The sequence below is a fragment of the Mesorhizobium sp. M0633 genome (assembly GCF_040320645.1).
Classification (GTDB): domain Bacteria; phylum Pseudomonadota; class Alphaproteobacteria; order Rhizobiales; family Rhizobiaceae; genus Mesorhizobium.
The window spans coordinates 104,701-131,089 of record NZ_JAMYQC010000015.1 but is presented as its reverse complement, the minus strand read 5'-3'; the positions used below and the strand labels follow the sequence as shown (position 1 = coordinate 131,089).

The window sequence follows — 26,389 nt, the reverse complement described above, 5'->3', positions numbered from 1 at the left end:
ATGACTGCAAATAGCGTCAGGCGGAGGCCTTGTCGATGTATTTCACCGCATCGCCAACAGTCAGGATGGTCTCGGCGGCGTCGTCCGGGATTTCGACACCGAACTCTTCTTCGAACGCCATGACAAGTTCGACCGTGTCGAGGCTGTCCGCGCCCAGATCATCGATGAAGCTCGCCTGCTCCGTCACCTTGTCGGCATCGACGCCAAGGTGCTCGATGACAATCTTCTTGACGCGCTCTGCGGTGTCACTCATTTGGGCATCCTCGTCTTTTGGTTGTCTGTCTTCGTTAGCGGGCAGAATGCCGCTAATCAAGCTGAAAGATGGTCCTGCCGGAAACGCAGCGGAACAGGACCGGTTTTTGCCCGAACCGCCGGGTTGCGGGCGGCATTACACGAAAAATCCCGTGCATCCAAGACGGAATGAAGCGTTTTCCCAAGTGTTAGATCATTGCCATGCCGCCATTCACATGAATGGTCTGGCCGGTGACGTAGGCTGCCTCGTTAGAAGCTAGGTAGGCGACGGCAGAGGCGACTTCGGCGCCCGTGCCCATGCGCCGGGTCGGGATCGCCGCCATGATCGCCTCTTTCTGCTTGTCGTTGAGCTTGGCGGTCATCGCCGATTCGATGAAGCCTGGGGCGACGCAGTTGACGGTGATATTGCGGGTAGCGATCTCCTGCGCCAGCGATTTGGAAAAGCCGATCATACCGGCTTTGGAGGCGCAGTAATTGGTCTGGCCGGGATTGCCGGTGACGCCGACCACCGAAGTGATGTTGATGATACGGCCATGGCGGCGGCGCATCATCGGATGGGTAAGCTCGCGGGTCAGCCGGAACACGGCGGTCAAGTTGACCTCGATCACGCTATCCCAGTCGGCGTCAGCCATGCGCACGAACAACCCGTCCTTGGTAATGCCGGCATTGTTGACGAGGATGTCGACGCCTTCGAGGTCGGCCTCCGCCTTCTGGCCGAGCGCCTTGACGTCGTCGCGGTTGGAAAGATTGGCCGGGAAAAGCTTGACCCGGTCGCCCAGTTCGGCGGCCAGCGCCTCCAGTTTCTCGATACGTGTGCCATGCAGGCCGACGATGGCGCCCTGGCCGTGCAGCACGCGGGCGATCGCCTCGCCGATACCTCCCGATGCGCCGGTGACGAGCGCCTTGCGGCCGGTCAATTCGAACATTCTTGCCTCCTGATCTGAGCGAACACCCTTCGCATGGAGCGGGGTCAAATCGCCAGTTGATTATGCAAGCGCCGCCAGCGCCGCCTCGACATCCGCCGCGGATCCGATGGCAGTGGTGGCAATATCGCGGTTGATGCGGCGGGCCAGCCCCGACAGCACCTTGCCGGCGCCCACTTCGTAAAGCGTCGCAACGCCGTTGCTGCCGAACCACTCCACCGTTTCGCGCCAGCGCACGCGCCCGATCACCTGTTCGACGAGTCGGCGGGCGATCTCGTCGGGATCGCTCGTCGGGGTCACCGTAACATTGGAGACCAGCGGCACGACCGGCGCACTCTTCGTCACGGCGGCCAGCGCCTCCCGCATGATCTCGGCCGCAGGCTTCATCAATGTCGAATGGAAGGGCGCCGAGACCTGCAGCATCAGCGCCCGCTTGGCGCCCTTCTCCGTGCATAGCCTCGCCGCCAGTTCGACCACTGGCCTGGCGCCGGAGATCACCAGCTGGCCGCCGCCATTGTCATTGGCGATCTGGCAAACCAAGGCTTGTGCGGGATCTTTGGCGGCGCCCTGGGCGGCCTCTGCGCAAGCGGCTTCGACGTCGGCCTGTTCCAGCCCGATGATCGCCGCCATGGCGCCCTCGCCGGCCGGCACAGCCGCCTGCATGGCGTTGCCGCGGATGCGCAACAGCCGGGCGGCGTCGGCGACCGAAACGAAACCTGCGGCCGCAAGTGCCGAATATTCGCCGAGCGAGTGGCCGGCGACATAGGTGACCTTGCCGTTCAGGGAGAAGCCGCGCGCCTCCAGCGCCCGGATTGCGGCAAGCGACACCGCCATCAGCGCCGGCTGGGCGTTGGCGGTCAGCGTCAGCGTCTCTTCCGGGCCTTCCCAGATCAGCTTCGATAAGTTTTCGCCGAGCGCGTCGTCAACTTCCTCGAAGATCCGCCGCGATTCCACAAAGGTATCGGCGAGGTCCTTGCCCATGCCGACAGCCTGGCTGCCCTGCCCCGGAAAGGTGAATGCGATGGCCATCGGCGGCTCCCAGCTGCTGGTTCACGTTGCCTGTGACGCAAGGCGTGCGGCCAAGTCAAGTCCAACCTTGATCGCGTAATATCGGCCGAGTGCCTGTTTCGGCAGGCTTTTTGGCGATCACTCATGATGAAAACCGCTCACGATTTGTTTGCTGGCTCTTCTTATTTCCGCCGCAGGCGCTAAGCTTTGCGTGACAGTTCGATGACAATCGAGTGACGCTTTTGTTGCGGGCCGGGGAACTATTGAAGTGGCAAAGACCAAGCAGAGCGCAGCCGAGGCGGCGCCCCAGTTTCTTGAAGGCGATCCGTCGACCGGCTATCTGCCGGCGCGCAAATGGCCTGTCATCCGCTATGGCCTTATCAGCTTGCTGGCTGCGGCCATCCTTGTGTTTGCCATCGAACTGATCGTGCGCGGCAACTTTGCCGGCACCATTGATTTCTTTCTGCAGCCTTTCAAACCCGGCTGGACCACGATCATCATTTTTGCGCTGATCCTCATCGGCCTCGACGCCGTGCTCGGCCGCAGTCACCAGAGCCTGATGATCGTCGCGCCGCTGACATTGTCGCTGGCGTTCGTCGGCCACCAGAAGTCGCTGTATCTCGGCGATCCGCTCTATCCGACCGATTTCCTCTATTCCCGGCAGATCGTGGCATTGATGCCGCTTCTGGTACGCGATCGCCCGGGAACCGCCATTGCCCTGGCGATCGGCATCGTCGGCGGGCTGTCGCTGCTCGTCTATGGCTGGCGGCTATGGCGCCGCCGCGTTCCGGCACTCAGCCACAAGGGCCGCCTTGCCCGGCTGACGCTGACGGTGCCGCTGATCGCCTTCTTCGTCTCCATCATGGACTATGCCACTTTCTCGTGGACACGCGACCGGCTGCAGATCATCCCGATCATGTGGGACCAGAAGGAAAACTATGCCTCGAACGGTTTTGCGCTCGCCTTCGCGCTGAACGTCCCGATGGCGCATGTCTCGGCGCCGCCCGGCTATTCCGGCAAGGCGATCGAAGCGATCGGCAAACCGCAGGTGACGGCTTCGGTACCCGCCGAGAAGCCCGACATCATCGTCGTCATGAGCGAATCCTTCTGGGATCCGACCAAGCTACCCGGCGTCACCATCACGCCCGACCCTATCCCCAATGTGCGGGCACTGCGCACGGGTTACATGTTCTCGCCCGAGTTCGGCGGCATGACGGCCAACATCGAGTTCGAGGCCCTGACCGGCTTTTCCAACGCCTTCCTGCCGGCGGGCAGCATTCCCTACCAGCAATATGTGCGGACACCGACTCCCTCGCTGGCGACCTTCCTGAAAAGTCAAGGCTACCGGGCGCGCGCTATCCATCCCGGCACTAACTGGTTCTGGAACCGGGGGGCCGTCTATGCCGATTTCGGCTTCAACGACTTCAAGTCCGAGGAGACGTTGCCGCCCATGCAGAAGCGCGGACCGCTCGCGTCGGACGCTGCGATGACCGACGAGATTATCCACGAAGCCGATACCAGCGCCGAGCCGGTCTTCTTTTTCGCCGTCAGCCTGCAGAACCACGGGCCGTATGAGCCGTATCGCTATAACAATCCGACCCACAAGGTGCAGGCGCCGATCAGCCAATGGGCGCGTGAATCGCTGTTGAGCTATGCCGAAGGCTCTTCCGACGCGGACCGCGGCCTCGAGCGGCTGATCGAATGGGCGAAGAAACGCGAGCGGCCGACCGTCATCGCGTTCTTCGGCGACCATCTGCCGCCGCTTGGGCCGGTCTACGTCGAGACCGGCTTCCTGAAGGACAATGTTGCGCCGCGCAAGGAGGCGGCCGACCAGATGCTGCTGCACCACCAGACGCCGCTGATCGTCTGGTCGAATCGCAGCGGCCCGGCCGAGGATCTGGGCGCCGTCAGCCCGTCCTTCCTGCCCTACCATATCCTGAAGACAGCCGGCATCAGCCATCCCTATTACACCGGCTTCCTCGGACAGTTGCGAGAGCGCTACCGCGTTATCGACCGCAATTTGCTTTTGGCACCGGGGGGCGACGCCACCCCCGATTGGTCGCGTCAGAAAGAGATCGATCCGGCAATCCGCGACTTCCGTCTGCTGCAATACGACATGATGTTCGGCAAGCGCCATGCGGCGCCCGATTTCTTCCCCGAAACCACAGGCAAAGTGGCTGCACACACGAGTTGAGCAGCGGCGGCGGGAGAGCGGCCGACGTCGTTCAGTTCGTCAAGTGCAGCTGCGAAATCGAGCTTCCGATTTTCAGGAAGACGCTTTCGAGCTGACTGACGTCGTTGGTCGGGTAATAATCCGACGGCGACGATGCGCAGGCCTCGTAAAGCTTGCGGTTGGCTGCGGTGTCGGCCTGCAGCAGCACTGTGAATATCTGCACGTCCTGCTTCTTCAATGTGTTGCATACATTGGTTGTCCAATCGTCGACATTGCGCGCAGCCGCGGTCTGGTCGCTGGATCCAAACCGACCCGAGGCCAGGAATCCGTAGGAGCCATAGTCCGACTTCTGTGGCGTATCCTTCGCGCCATAGACAACATTCTCGCCGTCGGTGAGCAGCAGCACCGTTTTGGTCGTGCCTGACGCCCTGAACGGCGCGCCGTCGCTGTAAGGCGGTTCCGGCGAGAGCACCCGCATCCCCCATGACAAGCCTTCCGAAACATTGGTCCCCGAGCCGTTCCATTCGATCATCTCACCGACGGCCTTCCGCAATTTGTCGAAATCATCGGTCAGCGGCACTATCGGCGTCGGACAGGCCCGGTTTGGGCCGATAGTCAGTGGGCCTCTCTTGTCGTTGATCAGCTTCATCGTCGAAACACTGTACTTCGCCATGTCGCTGGTGAGGCCGGGAAGCACGGTGACAACGGTATCGTCGAGATAGGAATTGTTGTAGCCGGTCGCTGAATTGCCGTAGGAGCTGGTTGGATTTTTAGCGTTACCTGGATCGTCCGGCGCGAAATAGGGTACGAACAGGGTGTCCGGTTTGTTTTGGTCGGGCGAAATGTCGGAAACATTGTTGGTTCCGGGCCGCGCTTCGACGCAGCCTCTCCATTCGACGCCCAATTGCTTGAACAGGTCCATATGGTTGACGCGCTTGCCGCCGACCAAGGGGAAATTGGCGCCATTGTTCGGCGATTTGCCGGCCATGTCGATCCAGGCCGGATCGTAGTCCTCGCCCTTGACGTTGACCGCGGTGACGAACGGCACCACCGCTACACGTACGCTGCGCGTCGGCGACTTCGCCGTTTCGAGCATGTCGATCAGGGCCGTCGCCGCCGTCCGCAATGCGCCGATGCGATCGTTGCTGGCCATCGACCCGGTATTGTCGAGCACCAGCACGACTTCGAGCTGATTGGTCGATTCGACGGCGCCGGCATCGACGGTGATGCGCTTGTCGTTGCCGAACAGGAAGGCGAAGTTCAAATTGACGTCGGCCATGGCGACAGCCTTTGTCTGGATGTAATTGAGGCCCCTTTCCACGGTAAGCGTCGCTTCGGCGTTCCTCAACTCGCTGTGGCCGGCGACATTGGTCTGGAAGTAGCGGTCGAAGACGTCCTTGCGCGAAGCCTCGATGTCGCCGAGATGCGAAGATGCAAGGTTCGCGGCATCGAGCGCGTTCTGCAAGCTGACCTTGGCCCTCATCAAGGTGGACACGTCCACGGCAAAGGCGACGGCGGTCAGAACCGCAGGCAGCCCGAACGCCAGCATCAGGGCAAAGTTGCCGCTCTTCGAACGGCAGAATTTGTCGAAAAGCATTTTTGTCCCCAAAACCGCCTTGCTGCCGACCTCGCACAGACTGTTTGCTTTTGCATCCGCATGATGAACGACGGGTTGCCGCCACGCCCGCCGGTGCTGGAACTTCGCATGGTGGTTAAGGTCCGGTTTCAGGAAATCCGTACGCCTTGCCGTCGAGGCCCGTGGCGCTCTGGGACGGTAGGGCCGTTTGCCCTGTCGTTTGGCCTTGCTTTGCGGTCAAATTCCTGTATAGACGCCCGCAATCTGCCGGTCCTTGCTGGGGGCTGAACGGAGGGCCGGAGGTTTTTCGAAACCTTCGCGTGAAGCCAGAAGCGCTTCCGCCTCCCGTGTCTCCGCTCTCGACCGTCTCGTCATGCTCCTTTCTTCCCCGCCTTCGCAAGGATTGCGGGTCAGAGAAGTTGCAGAGGCTTTTGCCGCCGGGAACCGGGAGAGAAACGAAGAAAGGCACGAACACTATGGCTCTATACGAACATGTGTTTCTTGCCCGGCAGGACCTCTCGCAGCAGCAGGTCGATGCGCTTGTCGAACAGTACAAGGGCGTCATCACCGCGAATGGCGGGTCCGTCGGCCGGGTCGAGAACTGGGGACTGAAGTCCCTCACCTACCGGGTCAACAAGAACCGGAAGGCATATTATACACTCATGGACATCACCTGCCCGCCGGCCGCGCTCAATGAAATGGAGCGCCAGATGGGCCTGTCCGAGGACGTGCTGCGTTTCCTGACCATCAAGGTCGATTCGCATGAGGAAGGTCCGTCGGCAATGATGCAGAAGCGCGAAGAGCGCTCGGAACGCGGCGGCTTCGGCGACCGCGACCGTGGCGATCGTGGCCCGCGCTCATTCGGCGACCGCGATCGCGGTGACCGTGGTGATCGTCCGCCGCGCAGCTTCGGCGATGGCGGTGCCGATCGTGGCCCGCGCCGTCCGCGCGAAGGCTTTGAAGGAGCCGCAGAATAATGGTCGACATTAACCAGATCCCAACCCGGCGCCCCTTCCACCGTCGCCGCAAGACTTGCCCGTTCTCCGGCGCCAACGCGCCGAAGATCGACTACAAGGACGTGCGGCTTCTGCAGCGCTACATCTCCGAGCGCGGCAAGATCGTGCCGTCGCGTATCACCGCCGTCAGCCAGAAGAAGCAGCGCGAACTCGCCAAGGCGATCAAGCGCGCCCGCTTCCTCGGCCTGCTGCCCTACGTGGTCCGCTAAAATCTACGCGGGCGGTTCGCCGCCCGCTTTTTCACCGGCCACGACGGGCGTAGCCGGATCGAACACCAAATCCCGGGTTGGATTTCGACAAGAGATCCTAACTGCCGCGACAGGCAGGACAGCGACACAGGCGGCGACGCCCCAGCTTCCTGACCTGTTCCAGACAACTCGGCGCCGATCCTGAGGATAGCGCCCAAGCGAAGGAACAAAACCATGGAAGTCATTCTTCTCGAACGCGTTTCCCGCCTCGGCCAGATGGGCGATACCGTCAAGGTCAAGGACGGGTTTGCCCGCAATTTCCTGCTGCCGCAAGGCAAGGCGCTGCGCGCCAACGAAACTAACAAGAAGAAGTTCGAGGGACAGCGGGCCCAGCTCGAAGCCCGCAACCTGGAGCGCAAGTCCGAAGCCGCGCAGATTGCAGAAAAGCTCGACGGCAAGAGCTTCATCGCCGTGCGCTCGGCTGGCGAAACCGGTCAGCTTTATGGTTCGGTCTCGACGCGCGACATCGCCGAGCTGGTGACGGCGGAAGGTTTTTCGGTCAACCGCAACCAGATCCTGCTCAACCAGCCAATCAAGACCATCGGCGTCACCAATGTGGCGATCGCGCTGCACCCGGAAGTCGAGGTTACCATCACGCTCAACATTGCCCGCACGGCCGACGAAGCCGAGCGCCAGGCCAAGGGCGAAACACTGACCACCGCCGAAGCCATCTACGGCGAGGACATCAACGATAATGCGCGGCCGGAAAACTTCTTCGATCCGAATGCGGAGTTCGAAGGCGGCGAAGACAACGGCTGATCGTCATTCGTCGGCATTCGCCGGCTAATCGCTATTCTGGACCAATGCCCGGGCCTCGTACCCGGGCATTTTTATGCCAAATGGAACTTTTCGAACCCCTATATCTTGATGCAGAATAGGACAGCATGTCTGGCCGAGAGGGGACAATTGGTCATGAATATTCTGCTGAAACGCGTTCTCGACCGCCTGGTCCGCATAGGCAATCTCAAGGTGACAGGGCCGCAAGGCTCGATGGTGACTTTCGGTGACGGCAGCGGCGAGCCGGTGCACATGCACATCAAGACAAGGCATGCCGAGCGCGCAATAACCTTCGATCCGATGCTGGCGGTGCCGGAAGCCTACATGGACGGTGAACTCGACATTCTCGAGGGCGGCGTGCTGGGGGTGATGCGGATTGCTTTCCAGAACATGGGCAGCGGCGGCATCGATGCCACCTGGTCGAAGGCGATCGAGGGTCTGCGCCACGCCTTCCGGCGCCTGCAGCAGATCAACACGGCGTCGCGGGCGCGCCGCAACGTGCAGCGCCATTACGATCTGTCGGGCGACCTCTACCGCCTCTTCCTCGATGAGGACATGCAATATTCCTGCGCCTATTTCGAGCAGCCGGACATGACGCTCGACGAGGCACAAACGGCCAAGAAGCGCCATATCGCCGCCAAGCTCAGGCTGAAGGCCGGCCAGACGGTTCTTGATATCGGCTCCGGCTGGGGTGGGCTTGGGCTCTATCTAGCCAAGGCGTTCGACGTCGACGTGCAAGGCGTGACGCTGTCGACCGAGCAGCACGGCGTCGCCACCGACCGCGTCCATGCGCAAGGCCTGCAAAACCGGGTGCATTTCGACATCAAGGACTATCGCGAGCTCAATGAGCGTTTCGACCGCATCGTCTCCGTCGGCATGTTCGAGCATGTCGGGGTCAATCATTTCCGCACCTTCTTCGACAAGTCGGCGACGCTGCTGAAGCCGGACGGCGTCATGCTGCTGCACACGATCGGCCGCTCCGGCGTGCCGTGGGCAACCAGCGCCTTCATCCGCAAGTACATCTTCCCGGGCGGCTACATCCCGTCGCTATCCGAAGTGATGCCGGCCATCGAAAAATCGGGGCTCGTCGTCATCGATATCGAGGTTCTGCGGCTGCATTATGCCGAGACACTGAAGCATTGGGGCGAGCGCTTCGCGGCCAACCGCGACAAGGCCAAGGCGATTTATGACGAGCGCTTCTGCCGCATGTGGGAGTTCTATCTTGCCGCCTCGGAAGCTGCCTTCCGCTGGCAGGATCTGGTGATCTTCCAGATCCAGATTGCCAAGAAGAACGACACGCTGCCGATGACGCGCGACTACATGGCCAGTTGCGAGAAGGCGCTGGAGATGCGCGATCTTGGACGTCGCGAAAAGGCTCCGGTGGCCAAGCCCACTCGCCGCCGCAAGGTGGCGGATCCGGAGTAGACTGCCGGCATCACGCCATTGCCGCTTGTCATTGCCGGCCGGCACGCTGAAAAGGGTCCCGTCAACGCAGGACCTTTTTTCATGACCTACCTCCTCTACGTCGCCGCCGCACTTGCCGAGATCGCCGGCTGCTTTTCGTTCTGGGCGTGGTGGCGGCTGGACAAGTCGCCGCTGTGGTTGGCGCCCGGTCTCGTCTCGCTCGTGCTATTCGCGTGGCTGCTGGCGCTGGTCGACACCAGCGCGGCGGGCCGGGCCTATGCCGCCTATGGCGGCATCTACATTGCCGCCTCGCTGGCCTGGTTGTGGCTGGCGGAAGGCGTGCACCCCGACCGCTGGGATCTTGCCGGTGCCGCGATCTGCATCGTTGGCGCCTCGGTCATTCTGCTCGCACCTCGGACTGCCTAAGCGATGGAACTGCCCGTCCCGCTTAGACAAGGCGTCGACCGCCTTCTCGAACAGGTGCCGTTGCCGATGCTTAAGCAAGCGGCAAAGACGCTGTCGGACCGCTACCGCGCAGAGTTGCGCGACGGTCGCCTGCACATGGCCGAAGACATGGCGGTGAAGGCCTATCTGGCAACGCGGCTACCGGCGACCTATGCGGCCGTTCGCGCCAGCCTCGATGCGGTGGGCGAGTCTCGGCCCGACTATGCTCCGAAGACCTTGCTCGATGTCGGCGCCGGCCCTGGCACGGTGCTTTGGGCCACAATCAATCTCTGGCCGGATCTCGAACAGGCGGTGCTACTCGAGGCCGGCGCCGCGGTACGAAGGGTCGGCGAAGCACTTGCCGCGGATTCGATCACGGCCAGGACCGCCTGGCGGACCGGCGACATCACCATCGACCTGGTCGATCTGGAGCCGGCCGAGCTGGTGACTTCAGCCTATGTGCTGGATGAGATCGCGCCGGCATCGCTGGCAAAACTCGTCGACCGGCTCTGGCAGCTGACCGCAGACACGCTGCTGGTGGTCGAGCCGGGCACGCCGGCCGGCTGGCAGCGTATTCTTGCCGTGCGGCGGCAGCTGATCGAGGCGGGCGCGCACGTGCTTGCGCCCTGCCCGCATGAGGCGCCCTGCCCGCTCGTCGCCCCCGACTGGTGCCATTTCGCCCGCCGCGTCGCCCGCTCGCGCCTACACCGTCTGGCCAAGGATGCCGAGGTGCCGTGGGAGGACGAGAAATTCATCTTTGTCGCGGCCTCCCGCCATCCGGCCGCTCCGCCTCGAGCGCGAGTGATCGCACCGCCGAAGTCGGGCTCCGGCAAGGTCTTGCTGAAGCTTTGCGAACAGGATGGGGGTGCTGCCGAGCGACTGTTCACCAAGCGCGACGGCGAGACGTTCAAGGCCGCGCGGCGACTGGATTGGGGTGATGCCTTGCCGGAATGACCGGCAGTTATTTTCCTGTTTTGTTCTCGCCTGAGAACGGCTAGGCTCGCCATCTTGATTCGAGTCAATCGAGATTCTTTCCACCGAAAGATCCTGGCTGTGAATCGCGGGCATCAAAGTTGGTTGGTTGGGGACTGATGCAGATAAGTCATCACCGACTTGTCTCGTTCTGATATCGAGAGACGGGGATCAGGACCGGGGACATCATGGCAGAGGCAGCACGAAAATTCGGCGTGGCGGAAACACCGCTCTATCGCGAGGCGCCGAACAATATCGAGGCCGAGCAGGCGCTGCTCGGCGCCATACTGGTCAACAACGATGCCTTCTACCGCGTCTCCGACTTCCTGAAGGCCGGCCATTTCTACGAGCCGCTGCATAGAAAGATCTTCGAGGTCGCGGCCGAGCTCATCCGCATGGGCAAGATCGCGACGCCGATCACGCTGAAGACCTTCCTGCCGGCCGACGAGAAGGTCGGCGACATGACGGTGGCGCAATATGTCGTGCGGTTGGCGGTCGAGGCCGTCACCGTCGTCAACGCCACCGACTATGGCCGCGCCATCTATGATCTGGCGACGCGGCGCGCGCTAATCACTGTCGGCGAGGACATGGTCAACATCGCCTATGACGCGCCGGTCGACATGTCGCCGTCCGACCAGATCGAGGATGCCGAGCGGCGCCTGTTCGAATTGGCCGAAACCGGCCGCTACGATGGCGGCTTCGAGAGCTTCACCGATGCCGTCAAGACCGCCGTCGACATGGCCAATGCGGCTTATATGCGCGATGGGCATTTGTCGGGCGTTGCTACCGGCTTGCGCGATCTCGACCGCCGCATGGGCGGCCTGCAGTCGTCCGACCTGATCATCATTGCCGGCCGCCCCGGCATGGGCAAGACCTCGCTCGCCACCAATATCGCCTTCAACATCGCCGAGGCCTATGTCCCGGCGCAGCAGGCGGACGGCTCGTTCAAGGCGGCCAATGGCGGCGTCGTCGGGTTCTTTTCGCTCGAAATGTCATCCGAACAGCTGGCCACCCGCATTATTTCCGAACAGACGGAAATCCCGTCGTCGAAAATCCGGCGCGGCGAGATCAGCGAGATGGATTTCGAAAAGCTGGTCGCCTGCTCGCAGACAATGCAGAAAATCCCGCTGTTCATCGACCAGACCGGCGGCATTTCCATCGCTCAGCTGTCGGCCCGCGCGCGTCGCCTGAAGCGCCAGCGCGGCCTCGACGTCATCGTTATCGACTATATCCAGCTGATGCAGGGATCGAGCGCGAAATCCTCGCAAAACCGCGTCCAGGAAATCACCGAGATCACCACCGGCCTCAAGGCACTAGCCAAGGAGCTGGCGGTGCCGATCATCGCGCTGTCGCAGCTGTCGCGCCAGGTCGAGAGCCGCGACGACAAGCGCCCGCAGCTTTCGGATCTGCGCGAATCGGGCTCCATCGAGCAGGACGCCGACGTGGTGCTGTTCGTCTACCGCGAGGAATATTATCTGAAGAACCGCGAGCCGAAGCCGGGCACCGACGAATACATCAAATGGGAACACGAGATGAACGAGATGCGCGGTAAGGCCGAGGTCATCGTCGCCAAACAGCGCCACGGCCCAACGGGATCGGTCAGCCTCGCCTTCCAGGGCGAATTCACCCGCTTCTCGGACCTTGCGGAAGAGCATCATTTGCCGGATCGGTTCGAGTGACCTCTTGATACAGGTCTCATTCCTTCGCACCCCCCTCTGTCCTGCCGGACATCTCCCCCTCAAGGGGGGAGATCGGATGTCATTTCGGCTTTCGGCAATCGTCAATGCTGCTAGATGTACGGCAATATCGGAGCTGCCAATCTCCCCCCTTGAGGGGGAGATGTCCGACAGGACAGAGGGGGGCGCTGTCCCGCCGACCTGTCTTTCAATTGCCGCAGGCCGCGCCTGATGGCCAAATCGCGCGTCCAGTTCATCTGCCAGAATTGCGGCTCCGTGCATCAGCGCTGGGCCGGCAAATGCGATGCCTGCGGCGAGTGGAACACGCTGGTCGAGGAAGGCACGTCAGGCGGCATAGGTTCCGGCCCGGCCAATACGCGCAATGCACGCAAGGGCCGCGCGGTGGTGCTGACCAGCCTCTCCGGCGACATCGAGGACGCGCCGCGCATCGTCTCCGGCATCGGCGAACTCGACCGCGCCACCGGCGGCGGCTTCGTGCGCGGCTCGGCGCTGCTGGTCGGCGGCGATCCCGGCATCGGCAAGTCGACGCTGCTCACCCAGGCCGCGGCCGCGCTGGCGGCAAAGGGCCACCGCATCGTCTATGTCTCGGGCGAAGAGGCGGTCGCGCAGATCAGGCTGCGCGCCCAGCGGCTCGGCGTCGCCGACACCCCGGTCGAGCTCGCCGCCGAAACCAATGTCGAGGACATCCTCGCCACCATCGCCGATGGCAAGCGGCCGGATCTGGTCATTCTCGATTCGATCCAGACGCTGTGGACCGATATGGCCGATTCGGCGCCCGGCACGGTGACCCAGGTGCGTGCCGCCGCCCAGGCGATGATCCGCTACGCAAAATCCACAGGGGCGGCGATCGTTCTGGTCGGCCACGTCACCAAGGAGGGCCAGATCGCCGGACCGCGCGTCGTCGAGCACATGGTCGACGCGGTGCTCTATTTCGAGGGCGAAGGCGGCCACCACTACCGCATCCTGCGCACGGTCAAGAATCGCTTCGGGCCAACCGATGAGATCGGCGTCTTCGAAATGTCGGACAAGGGCTTGCGGGAAGTCGCCAACCCGTCCGAGCTTTTCCTCGGTGAGCGCCATGCGAAGTCGCCGGGTGCCGCGGTTTTCGCCGGCATGGAAGGCACACGGCCGGTGCTGGTCGAGATCCAGGCGCTGGTGGCGCCATCGACGCTGGGCACACCGCGCCGCGCCGTCGTCGGCTGGGACGGTGCCCGGCTGTCGATGATCCTGGCGGTTCTGGAAGCCCATTGCGGCGTCCGCTTCGGCACGCACGACGTCTATCTCAACGTTGCCGGCGGCTACCGCATTTCGGAGCCGGCGGCCGACCTGGCAGTGGCGGCGGCACTGGTTTCCTCGCTCACCGGTCTTGCCCTTCCCGCCGATTGCGTCTATTTCGGCGAAATCAGCCTTTCGGGTGCGGTGAGGCCGGTTGCGCATGCGCAGCAGCGCCTCAAGGAAGCCGAAAAGCTGGGTTTCGGACGCGCGGTTCTGCCCTTGGGCAGCGAGGAACTTGTTGGTGGTAATGGGGTCGGGGGGATCGGAGCCGGCGCTTTCCAGCCCACCGAGCTTGCCGATCTCGTGGCGCGCATAGCCGGCTCTCGGCGCAGCCGCGCCGACGAGCAAGAGTGATGCGGCTCGTCGAGTCGTGAAAAAGAGATCGGAGTGGGGCGAAAAACATGCCGATTACGCTGCTTGACGGAATTCTCGTCGGCTTCACCCTGGTCTCGGCGATGCTCGCAATGGTTCGCGGCTTTTCGCGCGAGATCCTGTCGATCATCTCCTGGGCAGCCGCCGCGGCCGCCGCCTTCTTCTTCTACAAGCCGGTGCTGCCTTACATTCAGCCCTATGTCGACAACGAAAAGGCCGCCATGGCGGCGGCCGCCGGTATCGTCTTCATTGTCGCGCTGATCGTCGTTTCGGTCATCACCATGAAGCTCGCCGACTGGATCATCGATTCCAGGATCGGCGCGCTCGATCGTACACTTGGCTTCCTCTATGGCGCGGCGCGCGGCATCCTGGTCGTCGCTGTCGCGCTGCTTTTCTTCAATTGGCTGGCCGGCGCCAAGGCTCCAGGCTGGATTGCCAACGCCAAGTCAAAGCCGTTGCTCGAATCGATCGGAGCCAAGCTCGAAAGCCTGCTGCCCGAGGATCCGGAAAACGCCATCCTCAACAAGCTCAATCCGAATCAGCCGGCCACCGAGACGCCTCTGGCCCCCGACGCGCCTGCAGCGGAAGCCCCTGCCGCCGGCGACGACGCCACTGCTCCGGCACCCGACGACAGCGATGCGCCGCCGGCCGACAATGCGCCCGCGACGCCGGCACCTGCAAACCCGGCGCCGGCAAACTGATTTCGACAGACTTGCCAGGCTCAAGACTGTCGATCATGTGAACGCCGCACGACGTGCGTTGCTTTCGATGCGCTATGACCTTATATGGCGACTTTAGCGGAGCTTGAGCCCCAATGGCAGCCTCAGTGGCAGACGCAGACGACGTGCTTTCCGCCGAAGCCGACGACCATTTCCACGACGAATGCGGCGTGTTCGGCATTTTCGGCCGGCAGGACGCCGCAGCCATCGTAACGCTCGGTCTGCATGCGTTGCAGCATCGAGGCCAGGAAGCGGCCGGCATCGTTTCCTATGACGGCACCCAATTCCATGTCGAGCGCCATGTCGGCCTGATCGGCGACACCTTTACTAAGCAGCGTGTCATCGACAGCCTGCAAGGCAACCGTGCCATCGGCCACACACGCTATGCCACCACCGGCGGCGCCGGTCTGCGCAATATCCAGCCTTTCTTCGCCGAACTTGCCGATGGCGGCTTTGCCGTCGCCCATAACGGCAATCTCACCAACGCCATGACCGTTCAGCGCGCCCTGCAGAAGCAAGGCGCCATCTTCTCTTCCACCTCCGACACCGAAACGCTCCTGCACCTGGTTGCCACCAGCAAGGAGCGCGACCTGAATTCGCGCTTCATCGATGCGGTGCGCCAAGTCGAAGGCGCCTTCTCGCTGGTGGCGATGACGTCCAAGAAGATGATCGGGTGCCGCGACCCGCTCGGCATCCGCCCGCTGGTGCTCGGCGATCTCGACGGCGCCTGGATTCTCGCCTCCGAGACCTGCGCGCTCGATATTATCGGTGCGCGTTTCGTGCGCGACCTGAAGCCCGGCGAAATGGTCGTCGTCACCAGCAAGGGCATCGAAAGCCTGTTCCCGTTCGAGCCGCAGAAGACCCGCTTCTGCATCTTCGAATATGTCTATTTCGCGCGGCCGGATTCGTCGGTCGAAGGCCGCAACGTCTATGAAGTGCGCAAGCGCATCGGCGCCGAGCTGGCGCAGGAAAGTCCGGTCGAGGCCGACATCGTCGTGCCGGTGCCGGATTCGGGCACGCCGGCGGCGATCGGCTTTTCGCAGGCCGCGGGCATTCCGTTCGAGCTCGGCATCATCCGCAATCACTATGTTGGCCGCACCTTCATCCAGCCCGGCGATTCGATCCGCCACATGGGTGTCAAGCTCAAACACAACGCCAACCGCCGCATGATCGAAGGCAAGCGCGTGGTGCTGGTGGACGATTCGATCGTGCGCGGCACCACCAGCCAGAAGATCGTCCAGATGGTGCGCGATGCCGGCGCCAAGGAAGTGCATATGCGCATCGCTTCGCCGCCGACGCGCGCCTCCTGCTTTTACGGCGTCGACACACCGGAAAAGTCGAAGCTGCTGGCGTCGCGCATGTCGGTGGAGGAGATGGCCGATGTCATCCGCGTCGATTCGCTCGGCTTCCTATCGATCGACGGGCTCTACCGCGCCGTCGGCGAGGCCGGCCGCGACAACGAGCAGCCGCAATTCTGCGACGCCTGCTTCACCGGCCAGTATCCGACCCGGCTTGCCGACTTCGAAGGCTCCGACAATGTGCGCACGCTGTCGCTGTTAGCGGCCGGCGGGTCTTAGAATTCCGATCCGGACGGAGGTAAGACATGAGCGCTCGACGAGGCTTATGGCAAGCCCTCAAGGATTCACTCTCATTTGCAAAATCCTTGCTCAAAGATCAGATTAGATCTGAGGTCGATATCGATACGCCTCTCGGTAATGGATTTCTTTTTTGCCAAGCTAGAGAGGCGAGGGAGACTCAGGACAAGTATGTCGTCGTCAAAGCCATTGGTGGTGATGCAACGGTTTTTGTCCCTCTTGATGAGAATTCCGCCAAACAATTGATTGCCTTCATTCAGCTGTCGTTCTTAGACCAGCAACCCAAGAATAGCTCATGACCCCTCCCCTCGATCTCTCCGGCCGCGTTGCGGTCGTCACCGGCGCCTCGCGCGGTATCGGCTATTTCATCGCCAGGGAGCTTGCCGCGGCCGGTGCGCATGTGATTGCGGTTGCTCGCACCGTCGGCGGGTTGGAAGAACTCGACGACCAGATCAAGGCAGGTGGCGGACAGGCGACGCTGGTACCGCTCGATCTTGCCGACATGGCGGGGATCGACCGGCTGGGCGGCGCCATCCACGAGCGCTGGGGCAAGCTCGACATACTGGTCGCCAACGCCGCTGTGCTCGGCGTCATCGCCCCGATCGGCCATGTCGAGGCCAAGACCTTCGAGAAGGTGATGACCATCAACGTCACCGCAACATGGCGGCTGATCCGCTCGGTCGACCCGCTGCTCAGGCTTTCCGATGCCGGCCGTGCTATCGTGCTGAGCTCCAGCCTTGCCCACTCCGCACGCGCCTTCTGGGCGCCTTATGCGGCGTCGAAGGCGGCGGTCGAGGCCATGACGCGTTCATGGGCGCATGAGACCGAAAACCTGCCGCTCAGGGTCAATGCCGCCGATCCCGGGGCAACGCGCACCGCGATGCGGGCGCAGGCCGTACCCGGCGAGGATCCTGAAACACTGCCGCACCCTTCGGAGATCGCCAAGCGTATCGTGCCGCTGGCCAGCCCTACGCTCAAGGAGACCGGGCTGATCTTCCAGGCCAAGCACAATCGCTTTGTCGCCTACCGGCAGCCGGAGTAGCCACATATCGCATTTTGCCGGAAGAATTGCGCCGGCACCAACGTTGTTCGGGTGCCACAATTCGAGAAACGGAGGACCATATGCGGAGGCTGGTTCTCTTGACTGCCGCCGCGCTGCTTGCAGTAATCGGCGCCGCGTCGTCGCAGACAGACGGCACTCGACGAAAAGGGCCAAATGGTCAACGGCCGCGGCGACACGCCCAACCGGCACGACGTGTTGACCGGCTCCAAGCCGGATGGCACGAAAATAGCCGACCAGACCTGCGGCGACTGGACGCTGAGCGGAGCAGAAGGTGTGGCGATGATGGGTCATCACGATCGTACCGGCCTCGATGATTCGGCAGCCGCCAAATCGTGGAATTCCTCGCATGCGTCACGCGGTGGCTGCAGCCAGGAAGCGCTGAAGGGCACCGGCGGCGACGGCCTGTTCTATTGTTTTGCGGTGAACTGAACCAAAACGACCCGCCATCACGTGGCTGTGATGCCGTGGCTTAACGCCGCGCTTTGGCCCAGCTTTCGCCGCTGGGCCGGAGTTGCTAGGATCGTGCGACTCCCAAAACAAGCAGAGCGAGGAAATACTCATGGCGACACCGAGCGTAGCGTTAGTCTGGTATCTGGTGATCGCCGGCCCGCAAGGCGGCATGGTCGTGCTGCCCAGCACATTCGACACCCGCGAACAGTGCGCCTTCGCCATAACCGAATACCAGAAGCAACCGACGCCGGCCGGCTGGTCGGTGCAGTGCGTGCCGAGCGCCTCGCCCTTCGCCGACGAGGGCGACGCCGAGGAGCCGTCGGCGCAGTAGGACAGCGTGATCTCGCCCCTTGAGGGGGAGATGGCCGACAGGCCAGAGGGGGTTGGTCCCACCGGGCTCGGCCTGCTGCAGCGGTTGGCGTTCACGCGAGACAACCCCCTCTGTCGCCTTCGGCGACATCTCCCCCTCAAGGGGGGAAATCGTCAGCGTCGCGCGCTTACCGTCAGCTCCGGCTTCTGGCTGATGGTCTGGAACACGACGCAGTAGCGCTCGGTCAGCTTGAGCAGCGCATCGATGCGCTCCTGCGGCTCGTCGGTGTCGAGGCCAAATGTCAGCCGGATGGCGCGGAAGCCAACCGGCGCATCCTTTGCCACGCCAAGCGTGCCGCGAAAGTCTAGGTCGCCTTCGGCTTCCACCGTGGCGGCCCCAAGCTTGAATTCCAGCGCCGTCGCTACCGCCTTCAGCGTGACGCCGGCGCAAGCCACCAGTGCCTCCAGCAGCATGTCGCCGGAGCAGAGTTCGAGCCCGGTGCCGCCGGTCGCCGGATGCAGCCCGGCAATGGCGATCGCCCTGCCTGTCTCGACCTTGCAGGCGATCGATTGGTCGTCGATCGAGCCTTTGGCGCGGAGAGTAATCAGCGCGCGCGAGGCGTCGTCGCGATAGGCCACCTTCAGCGGCGTCTGCATGGCCTTCAATGCGATCGCGTCCATTTCGTTTTCTCTCCCACAGTTGCCTGGCTTCGCTGCCTAACGGCGATGCCGCCTGCCCAAACGCAAGTCGCCACTGGCGTAGCGCTTGGCAGGGTTTCGCCCGTATAGCCTGACGATACGGGGAGCATCCAACGCCTTCACACCGTCTCTCGCAACACATTCGTAAGGCCGCCGGACATATGGCCGATATCGCCATCGTGGAAACCCGCGAACGGGTTCTTGCCGGAATCCTGTTCACCGGGGCTGCCTACCTGCTGTTTTCGATGCAGGACGCCTCAAGCTGACACTATGGTGTCAGGAAGGGGCAGCGTAGGCTGGTGAGATGACGGGATCGCTGGACATGCCATGCACAGTGGAAAGCGCCCGCGAGCGTACCCTCGGCATCATCCTGGTCTCGGCATCGGCGGCCGTCTTCGGCCTCACCGGCGTGCTGACCAAATCGATCCATGCCGACCCGCTGACCATTACCTGCTGGCGCGGCTTCGTCGGCTCGATCCTGATCAGCCTCTATGTCCTATGGCGCCGCCAGCGCTCCGGCGGTCGCGACAGCTTGCGGCTCGGCTGGCGAGGCTGGCTGCTGGCGATCGAGGGCGCGCTCGGGAGCATCGCCTTTATCTCGGCGTTCAAGTTCACCTTTGTCGCCAATGTCGCGATCATCTATGCCACGGTCCCGTTCGTCACCGCGCTGCTGGCCCTCCTGTTGGTCCGCGAGCCGTTCCGGCTGCAGACGCTTGCCGCCGCTGCTGTGTCACTATGCGGTGTGGCAATCATGGTCTGGTCCGGCTTCGGCACCGGCCATTTGTTCGGCGACGGGCTGGCGCTGCTGATGACGATCGGCAGCGCGCTCTACATGATCATGGTGCGCGCCTTCCGCGACACGCCGGTGGTGTGGGCGGGTGCGGTGTCGGCATTCCTTCTGTTCGTGCTCGGCTGGTTCGTCGCCGATCCGCTGGCTGTCTCGGCCAGGGACGCTGTGCTTCTAGCCACCTTCGGCGCCTCATTCGCGCTGGCTTCGATCCTGTGGACGGAGGGCACCCGGCTTATTCCGGCGGCCGAGTCCGGATTGCTGGGTTCAGCTGAAGTGCCATTCGCGATCCTGTTTGCCTTCCTGTTCCTGGCGGAGATCCCGCCGGCAGCCAGCATGGTCGGTGGCGCCATCGTGCTTTGCGCGGTGTTCGCTCACGCCGGCCGCGACTGGCTGATGGCCAGGCAGCGCGCAGCGGATGCATGACCAATCCTCGCCGCGTCCGAGCGCGAGTTGGTGGTCCGATCACGAGAAATCCGGTCCTGAAAATTAATTTGAAAAGTCATGGAACCATCATAGGGCTCAGGCATTATGGCTGCGACGGGCCACCCCAAGTCCCCCCAAAACCCCTCGGCCCGTCCTACTTAGAAGCCGACCGCAAGGTCGGCTTTTTCTTTGCTGGCTCAATTGGCCAAGGCCAGGTTGCCGCTGAACAACGCTGCCAGATCCTGCGCCGGCCGGTCGGCATCCTCACGCAAGCGGACGGCGAATTCGGCGACCGGCACCGGCGGCAGATCAAGATCGCGCGGCGCCTCGACGATGCCGGAATGCGCGAAGCGCGCCGTCCTCAACGTCAAGGCGATGCCGGCGTGCACCGCCGTGCGCAGGCCGGCGAGGCTGGCACTGCCGGCAGCAATGCGGTAGCGACGGCTGGCCGCATCGAGTGCACTGGTCGCCGCTTCGCGAAACCCGCAATGGGGATCGAGCAGCGCCAAGGGCAGTTCGTCGTGGCGGGTGGCCAGCCCGTTCTGTGAGCAAAGCCAGATCATTGGCTCCTTGAGCACACCGACTTCGTCCCGTGTCGGCACCTGCCGCATGGCAATGGCCAGATCAAGGATGCCGGCCTGCAAAGCCTGCGCCAGTTCGGCGGAACGGCCGACGCGCAGTTCGATCCTGACGCGCGGATGGCTGATAGCAAAAGCCCTGAGAAGCTGCGGCAAGCCGCTGTCGGCGAAATCCTGCGTGGTGCCGATGGCGACGCGCCCGTCGGCGTGCGCGCCTTTGAGGGCCAGCCACGCCTCGCGGTGCGCGGCAAGGATGCGACGCGCGTGAACGATCAGATCCTCGCCTGCCGGCGTCAGGCCGCGCCCTCGCCCCTGCGGCACCAGCAGCGGTTCGCCGACAACATCCTCCAGCCGTTGCATCTGCGCGGTCACTGCGGACGGCGAGCGACCGACGATCGACGCGGCCCGCGCCAGGGAACCGCCGTCGACGAAAGCGAGGAAAGTCTTGAGGAGGTCGGGATCGAACATCTGCATAATTCGACACTATCAACGTGTTTATCAAAAACAATTCGATTTTTTTGATCAAAGGACGATGGCATGATTTTCTCGACGGCGAAGAGGCGCCGCTTGAAACCGAGGAGAAGAAATATGCCGATCATCAATGTCAGCGTTACCGGCAAGCCCGATGCCGCTTTGTCCGCCGCCATTGCCAAGGAAGTGACCGAACTGACGGCCACGCATCTGCGCAAGGACGCGACGATCACAGCTGTTGCCATTTCCTATCACGACCCCGAGCACTGGTTCGCCGGCGGCAAGTCGCTGGCCGAGCATGGCACCAACACGGCCTGGCTCGACATCAAGGTTGTCGACGGCACCAACACCAAGCTCGAACTGGAGGCGTATCTGCAGGCAATTTTCGCGGCATTCGGCCGGCTGCTGGGTAAGGTGCATGAGGAAAGCTACGCCCTCGTGCATGAAGTGCCTGCAGCCGCCTATGGCTTTGGCGGCAAGACGCAGGAATTCCGGTTCATCAGCGGAAGGATGAAAGCGGCGTAGCTGCGATAGGCAGCCGAGCCGAATCAAACATAGAAGAGAAGGAAAAATGGAGCCGCATTGACGTTGATCCAACTTCGGCTAGGTTCTCACCCGAAGCGGCCACTGAAGAGCCGTGACGTGAGATCGTTGGGAGATGCGGCGATGATCCTGACACTGGCGCTGCTTGCGGGTCTTGTCGCGGCCTGGCTGCTGATCGGCGTGGTGGAGAAGTTCCGCCTCGGCCTGCGTTTGAGCCAGGCGCTGCTCTACGTGCCGTTCAAGCTCGCCTACCGGATCAGCGACGAGCGCATCAAGATTGCGCGCAGGTCGGTGGCCCCGGTCATCTATGTCATCTGGCATCAGTCACGCATCGAGCCGGCGCTGATGCTGTCGCTGCTGCCGGAGGACACGCTGCACATCCTCGACCAGGCTTCGGCCAGATCGCCGTGGCTGGAGCCGTGGCGCGAGCTCGGCCGCACCATCGCCTTCAACGCCGAGCATGTCTTCGTCAGCCGCAGATTGGTGCGGGTGCTGAAGGGCAAGGGCCGGCTCGCCGTTTACCTGCCGGATGCGGTCGAGCCAGACGTCAAGTCGTTTCGGTTGTTTCGCGCCATCACCCGTATCGCCATGCAGGCCGACGCCCGTATCGTGCCGGTCTTCGTTGCCGGCGCACGCAGCCTGCCGGCCTCGCTGACGCCGGCGGACAAGGCGCCGCGCCATTGGTTTCCGCAGCTGTCGATCAGCGCGCTGGAGCCGATGACCATCGCCGAGCTGGTGGCGCGGAACCCAGATCAGGCCTCCAACACCAATGCGCTGTTTGATCGCTTCGCCGAGGCCAGGCTTTTCGGCAGTGATCTCGACCGAGGGCTGTTCCTCGCCATGCGCGATGCGGCCGACCGTGTTGGCGCTTCGCACCCAATAATCGAGGACGTCATTGGCGGTGCCCTGAGCTACCGGAAAGTGTTCATCGGCGCCAGGGTTTTGGGCCGACGGTTCGAGGCAATAACAGCGCCGGGCGAAGCGGTTGGGCTGCTCCTGCCCAACGCCAATGGCGTCGTGCTGTCGTTCGTCGGACTTTTGTCGGCTGCGCGGGTGGCAGCAATGATCAACTATACTGCCGGCCCGGCCAGCGTCACCGCCGCCGTCCGCACGGCGATGATCCGAACCGTGGTCTCCTCACGCGCCTTTGTCGAAAAGGCCAACCTCGCCGACATCGTCGAGGCGGTGGAAAAGGGCGGGGCGAAACTGCTGTGGCTGGAGGATGTCCGCGCAAGCGTGACCGTGCTGGACAAGGCCGCAGCCGGCTTGCTGTGGCGCTGGCCGTTGCAGCGCCAGGATGCAGCCAAGCCGGCGGTGATCCTGTTCACCTCCGGCTCGGAAGGCACGCCCAAGGCCGTGGTGCTGTCGCACCGGAACCTTCTTGCCAATACGATGCAGGCGGAAGCTCGCATCACCATCTCGCCGGCCGATATCCTGCTCAACGTGCTGCCGGTGTTCCACTCGTTCGGGCTGACCGGCGGCACCATCCTGCCGCTGGTCACCGGAGTAAAGCTGTTCCTCTACCCGTCACCGCTCCACTACAAACTTATTCCGGAGGTGGCGCGCAAGGTCCGGCCGACGGTGATGTTCGGCACCGACACGTTCCTCGCCAACTATGCCCGCACCGCCAAGGACGGCGATTTTTCCAGCCTGCGCTTCGTCGTGGCCGGTGCCGAGGCGGTGAAGCCGGAGACGCGCCGGGTTTACCGCGAGCGCTTCCAGGCCGAGATCATCGAAGGTTTTGGCTTGACCGAGGCCGCACCAGTGGTTGCCGTCAACACCGCCATCCACGGCCGCGATGGAACGGTCGGGCGGCTGCTGCCGGCCATGCGCATGAAACTCGAACCAGTCGAAGGCATCAGCGACGCCGGCCGGCTGTGGCTCGACGGGCCGAACCTGATGATGGGCTACATGAGCGGCGACCGGCCTGGCGAGTTGCAGCCGCTCGAAGGCTGGCACGACACCGGCGATATCGTTTCGGTCGATCGCGAAGGCTTCATCACCATTCGCGGCCGCGCCAAGCGCTTCGCGAAGATAGCCGGCGAGATGGTATCGCTTGGTGCGGTCGAGATGTTGGTGCAGTCGCTGTGGCCGGAAGAGCATCACGCCGTGGTAGCGGTGCCGGACAAGCGGCGCGGCGAGCGCCTCGTTCTGGTCACCACCGCCGACAATGCCGATCCCCACGAATTGCGCGAATTCGGCAAAAAAGCCGGCGCGGCCGAACTGATGGTGCCGAACGACATCGTCAAGGTCGAGGAGATCCCTGTACTGGGCTCCGGCAAGACCGACTATGTCTCGACTAGAAAGCTGGCACTCGAGAGGCTGGGACTGAGCGCAGCCGCCTGAGGTTTGCTGTCGAGAACTCTAAAGCGCGTCGCGTTCGACCGGCCTTGTGCGACACGCTTTAGATTCTTGCTTTTATGCATGCCGTTATCGCAAAACCGCTGCACACTTTTGCGCGAATGCATTAGAAGACCACCACCGACAACAGCAGAATGGCGCCGACGGCCATCATCAGCAGGCCCGGCCAGTTCTGCGACAGGCCGAGAAAACGGAGCCCGCGCCGCCGCGGCTCCAGGGTTGGACCTGGTGTTGCGAGATTGGGCGTCGGACTGTCCGGCGCGGTGGAGACAGCGGTCGGTTCACTAAGCCGCCCGCGCATGATGGCTGCTACCGCCATATAGACGAGGCCGGCGACAGTCAGTAACACGCCGATGAGGATGACAGCCATTTCTCCTCGTTTCCGATGGTTCTGCGCCCGATGCGGCAGCTTGCGCGACGTAGACGACGTACCACGAGCAGCCGCTCAGACGGACCTACCAAACACAAACGGTCTAGCCGCCCAGCAAGTTCCGAAAACGGGGTTTTTGAGGTGCATTCCACAGCGGCGCGCTGTGTGAGCCGGTCCTGAGTCTAAACGGACGACCCTTTTCGGAATCATGCACTGCCAGGCGCAACGCGAACTGGCACCAAATCTGTCAACCAATATCCGAGGACGGCACCTTCTCGCCTTCGCGCTTGGCGCGTCTCGAATAGGCGCGCACGCTGAACGGCAAGAAGACCAGATAGCCGGCAACCGAGGCCGTCAGCGTATACCAGGGATAGGTCATCAAAAGCAGGACGTAGAGGACGACTGCGAGGATGATCGGCAGCACCCTGTCGCCCGGTATCCTGACGCTCTTGCCGGAATAGACGGGCAGTCTGCTGACCAGCAGGAACGCCACCAATATTGTAAAGCCGGTGGCAATGAAGGCTGCCAGGCGGCTGGGTTCAAGCCCAAGCCTGAGGAAGAACAGATAGAGCGGCAGCATCACCAGCACCGCACCCGCCGGCGCCGGCACGCCGACGAAATATTCGGTCTGCCACTGCGGACGGTCGAGCTCTTCGTCGAGCACGTTGAAACGGGCAAGCCTCATCCCACAGGCGATGGTGAACAGCAGCGCGGCGATCCAGCCCGGCGAACCTGCCCTGTCGAGCAGAAAGGCATAGAGCACCAGCGCCGGTGCCACGCCGAAATTGACGATATCGGCCAGCGAATCCATCTGGGCGCCGAATTTGGAAGTCGCCTTCAGCATTCGCGCCAGACGGCCGTCGATACCATCGAGGAAGGCCGCGAGCAGCACCATTACCACCGCTGGCTCGAAGCGGCCCTCGAAGCCGAAGCGAATACCTGACAGGCCGGCGCAGATGGCGAGCACCGTGACCAAATTGGGCAGCACCATGCGCATCGGGATTTCGCGAATGCGCGGGCCACCGCCGCCATGCGCCTCGAATTTCTTGAACGGCGGGGCCACCGGTCAGGAGATCCGCACGAGCGGCGTTGCGGCAACGCCGCCGAATTCCGCCAGCACCGTCTCACCGCCAACTGCGGTCTGGCCGACGGCGACACGCGGCGTCGCGGTCGAGGGCAGGAATACATCGACGCGCGAGCCAAAGCGGATCAGCCCGAAGCGCTCGCCGGTGCCGATGGCGCCGCCGGGCTCGGCCCAGCAGACGATGCGCCGCGCCACCAAGCCGGCAATCTGTACCGCGGCGACCGTTCCATTGGGGCTTTCGATGACCAGCCCGTTGCGCTCGTTCTCGGTGCTTGCCTTGTCGAGTTCGGCGTTGAGGAATTTTCCTGGCCGATGCTCGATCCTGGAAATGCGGCCGCGCACCGGGGAGCGGTTCACGTGGCAGGAAAAGACGTTCATGAACACCGAGATGCGGGTCATTTCACCGCCGCCGAGGCCAAGCTCGCGCGGCGGCACGGCCGGGCCAACCGCCGAGACGATGCCGTCGGCCGGGCTGACAACCAGCCGGTCATCGATCGGCGTGACACGCTCGGGATCGCGGAAGAAATAGGCGCACCAGGCCGTCAGGATGAGACCGATCCAGAACAGGGTCGAGGAGAAGTAGCCAAGAAAGAGCGTCGCCGCGCCGAACGCAGCGATAAAGGGATAACCCTCGCGATGGATCGGAACGAACGCATTCTTGATCGTGTCAACGAGGCTCATGGGATGAGGGCAACCTTGGTTCCAAGTCCGGCCTCAATAGCGGAAACACCCCGCGGTCGCAACGCGACAATGAGAGCGCTCGGGGGGTGGCGGTCGCCGCCGTTTCAGGATGCCGT

26 protein-coding genes and 1 pseudogene are annotated in these 26,389 nt (G+C 63.0%); 18 read left to right on the top strand and 9 right to left on the bottom strand.

The features are described 5' to 3' along the window. Positions 1–16 precede the first annotated feature (16 nt). From NKI47_RS17910 to fabD, 3 genes are all read right to left on the bottom strand, one after another. Positions 17–253: an acyl carrier protein gene (locus NKI47_RS17910; RefSeq protein ID WP_006203723.1), complete on the bottom strand. Its 237-nt coding sequence runs from the start codon at positions 251–253 to the stop codon at positions 17–19. 187 nt (positions 254–440) lie between these two features. Next, complete coding sequence (gene fabG / locus NKI47_RS17905; RefSeq protein ID WP_023677705.1) at positions 441–1,178, bottom strand: 3-oxoacyl-[acyl-carrier-protein] reductase; 738 nt, start codon at positions 1,176–1,178, stop codon at positions 441–443. Positions 1,179–1,238: 60 nt separating this feature from the next. Continuing rightward, positions 1,239–2,204 (bottom strand): ACP S-malonyltransferase, encoded by a 966-nt coding sequence (fabD, locus tag NKI47_RS17900; protein WP_023677706.1) that lies wholly within the window; start codon positions 2,202–2,204, stop codon positions 1,239–1,241. Positions 2,205–2,451: 247 nt separating this feature from the next. On the opposite strand from fabD, the gene NKI47_RS17895 reads away from it, so the two are divergent. Next, positions 2,452–4,377, top strand: a complete 1,926-nt coding sequence (locus NKI47_RS17895; RefSeq protein WP_023677707.1) for an LTA synthase family protein — start codon at positions 2,452–2,454, stop codon at positions 4,375–4,377. Positions 4,378–4,408: 31 nt separating this feature from the next. On the opposite strand, the gene NKI47_RS17890 is transcribed toward NKI47_RS17895, so the two are convergent. Beyond that, a complete protein-coding gene (locus tag NKI47_RS17890; protein ID WP_023677708.1) occupies positions 4,409–5,953 on the bottom strand; it encodes a pilus assembly protein in 1,545 nt (514 codons plus the stop codon). A gap of 455 nt (positions 5,954–6,408) precedes the next feature. Here NKI47_RS17890 and rpsF point away from each other — a divergent pair, with 455 nt between their 5' ends. The 14 genes and pseudogenes from rpsF (at position 6,409) to NKI47_RS17820 (ending at position 18,295) form a co-directional block, all read left to right on the top strand. Next, positions 6,409–6,909, top strand: coding sequence for a 30S ribosomal protein S6 (gene rpsF, locus NKI47_RS17885; RefSeq protein WP_023677709.1), 501 nt, complete (start codon positions 6,409–6,411; stop codon positions 6,907–6,909). Then, positions 6,909–7,157, top strand: a complete 249-nt coding sequence (gene rpsR, locus NKI47_RS17880) for a 30S ribosomal protein S18 (RefSeq protein WP_006203718.1) — start codon at positions 6,909–6,911, stop codon at positions 7,155–7,157. Before rpsF ends, rpsR begins: the two co-directional genes overlap by 1 nt. 213 nt (positions 7,158–7,370) lie before the next feature. After that, the gene (gene rplI, locus NKI47_RS17875) at positions 7,371–7,955 is read left to right on the top strand and encodes a 50S ribosomal protein L9 (RefSeq protein WP_352542730.1); all 585 of its coding nucleotides are present in this window, start codon (positions 7,371–7,373) and stop codon (positions 7,953–7,955) included. A gap of 153 nt (positions 7,956–8,108) precedes the next feature. Further along, positions 8,109–9,398: a cyclopropane fatty acid synthase gene (locus NKI47_RS17870; protein WP_352592089.1), complete on the top strand. Its 1,290-nt coding sequence runs from the start codon at positions 8,109–8,111 to the stop codon at positions 9,396–9,398. 81 nt (positions 9,399–9,479) lie between these two features. Next, the gene (locus NKI47_RS17865; RefSeq protein ID WP_352467171.1) at positions 9,480–9,803 is read left to right on the top strand and encodes a YnfA family protein; all 324 of its coding nucleotides are present in this window, start codon (positions 9,480–9,482) and stop codon (positions 9,801–9,803) included. 3 nt (positions 9,804–9,806) lie between these two features. Continuing rightward, positions 9,807–10,775 (top strand): small ribosomal subunit Rsm22 family protein, encoded by a 969-nt coding sequence (locus NKI47_RS17860; RefSeq protein ID WP_352467172.1) that lies wholly within the window; start codon positions 9,807–9,809, stop codon positions 10,773–10,775. Between the two features lie 206 nt (positions 10,776–10,981). After that, a complete protein-coding gene (locus tag NKI47_RS17855; protein ID WP_352592085.1) occupies positions 10,982–12,472 on the top strand; it encodes a replicative DNA helicase in 1,491 nt (496 codons plus the stop codon). Between the two features lie 228 nt (positions 12,473–12,700). After that, positions 12,701–14,119, top strand: coding sequence for a DNA repair protein RadA (gene radA / locus NKI47_RS17850; RefSeq protein ID WP_352592082.1), 1,419 nt, complete (start codon positions 12,701–12,703; stop codon positions 14,117–14,119). 47 nt (positions 14,120–14,166) lie between these two features. After that, the gene (locus NKI47_RS17845) at positions 14,167–14,838 is read left to right on the top strand and encodes a CvpA family protein (RefSeq protein WP_023677716.1); all 672 of its coding nucleotides are present in this window, start codon (positions 14,167–14,169) and stop codon (positions 14,836–14,838) included. Between the two features lie 125 nt (positions 14,839–14,963). Continuing rightward, a complete protein-coding gene (gene purF / locus NKI47_RS17840) occupies positions 14,964–16,433 on the top strand; it encodes an amidophosphoribosyltransferase (RefSeq protein WP_352592079.1) in 1,470 nt (489 codons plus the stop codon). A gap of 26 nt (positions 16,434–16,459) precedes the next feature. Further along, positions 16,460–16,750, top strand: a complete 291-nt coding sequence (locus tag NKI47_RS17835; protein WP_352569671.1) for a hypothetical protein — start codon at positions 16,460–16,462, stop codon at positions 16,748–16,750. Continuing rightward, entirely contained in the window at positions 16,747–17,493 is a 747-nt protein-coding gene (locus NKI47_RS17830) for an SDR family NAD(P)-dependent oxidoreductase (protein WP_352454394.1), read from the top strand. Before NKI47_RS17835 ends, NKI47_RS17830 begins: the two co-directional genes overlap by 4 nt. 144 nt (positions 17,494–17,637) lie before the next feature. Beyond that, positions 17,638–17,943: pseudogene (locus NKI47_RS17825) on the top strand (hypothetical protein); the annotation flags it as partial. A gap of 130 nt (positions 17,944–18,073) precedes the next feature. Next, complete coding sequence (locus NKI47_RS17820; protein ID WP_023677720.1) at positions 18,074–18,295, top strand: hypothetical protein; 222 nt, start codon at positions 18,074–18,076, stop codon at positions 18,293–18,295. Between the two features lie 152 nt (positions 18,296–18,447). On the opposite strand, the gene NKI47_RS17815 is transcribed toward NKI47_RS17820, so the two are convergent. Next, positions 18,448–18,954 carry an OsmC family protein gene (locus NKI47_RS17815; protein ID WP_023677721.1) on the bottom strand — a complete coding sequence of 169 codons (507 nt, stop codon included), beginning with the start codon at positions 18,952–18,954 and terminating at the stop codon, positions 18,448–18,450. Positions 18,955–19,276: 322 nt separating this feature from the next. Here NKI47_RS17815 and NKI47_RS17810 point away from each other — a divergent pair, with 322 nt between their 5' ends. Continuing rightward, entirely contained in the window at positions 19,277–20,185 is a 909-nt protein-coding gene (locus NKI47_RS17810; protein ID WP_502898045.1) for a DMT family transporter, read from the top strand. A 197-nt stretch (positions 20,186–20,382) separates the two neighbouring features. Here NKI47_RS17810 and NKI47_RS17805 read toward each other — a convergent pair whose 3' ends face one another. Further along, complete coding sequence (locus tag NKI47_RS17805) at positions 20,383–21,237, bottom strand: LysR substrate-binding domain-containing protein (RefSeq protein WP_352592075.1); 855 nt, start codon at positions 21,235–21,237, stop codon at positions 20,383–20,385. A gap of 114 nt (positions 21,238–21,351) precedes the next feature. Between NKI47_RS17805 and NKI47_RS17800 the strand changes: the two genes are divergently transcribed. Further along, positions 21,352–21,759 (top strand): tautomerase family protein, encoded by a 408-nt coding sequence (locus NKI47_RS17800; protein ID WP_023677725.1) that lies wholly within the window; start codon positions 21,352–21,354, stop codon positions 21,757–21,759. Between the two features lie 141 nt (positions 21,760–21,900). After that, complete coding sequence (locus tag NKI47_RS17795; RefSeq protein WP_352592072.1) at positions 21,901–24,123, top strand: AMP-binding protein; 2,223 nt, start codon at positions 21,901–21,903, stop codon at positions 24,121–24,123. A gap of 121 nt (positions 24,124–24,244) precedes the next feature. Here the strand turns inward: NKI47_RS17795 and NKI47_RS17790 are convergent, their stop codons facing one another. From NKI47_RS17790 to NKI47_RS17780, 3 genes are all read right to left on the bottom strand, one after another. Continuing rightward, on the bottom strand, positions 24,245–24,508 hold the full coding sequence (locus NKI47_RS17790) for a hypothetical protein (protein ID WP_352592069.1): 264 nt from the start codon (positions 24,506–24,508) through the stop codon (positions 24,245–24,247). A gap of 247 nt (positions 24,509–24,755) precedes the next feature. Then, positions 24,756–25,571: a CDP-alcohol phosphatidyltransferase family protein gene (locus tag NKI47_RS17785; RefSeq protein WP_023677728.1), complete on the bottom strand. Its 816-nt coding sequence runs from the start codon at positions 25,569–25,571 to the stop codon at positions 24,756–24,758. Between the two features lie 3 nt (positions 25,572–25,574). Next, positions 25,575–26,273, bottom strand: coding sequence for a phosphatidylserine decarboxylase (locus NKI47_RS17780; protein WP_023677729.1), 699 nt, complete (start codon positions 26,271–26,273; stop codon positions 25,575–25,577). Between the last annotated feature and the right edge of the window lie 116 nt (positions 26,274–26,389).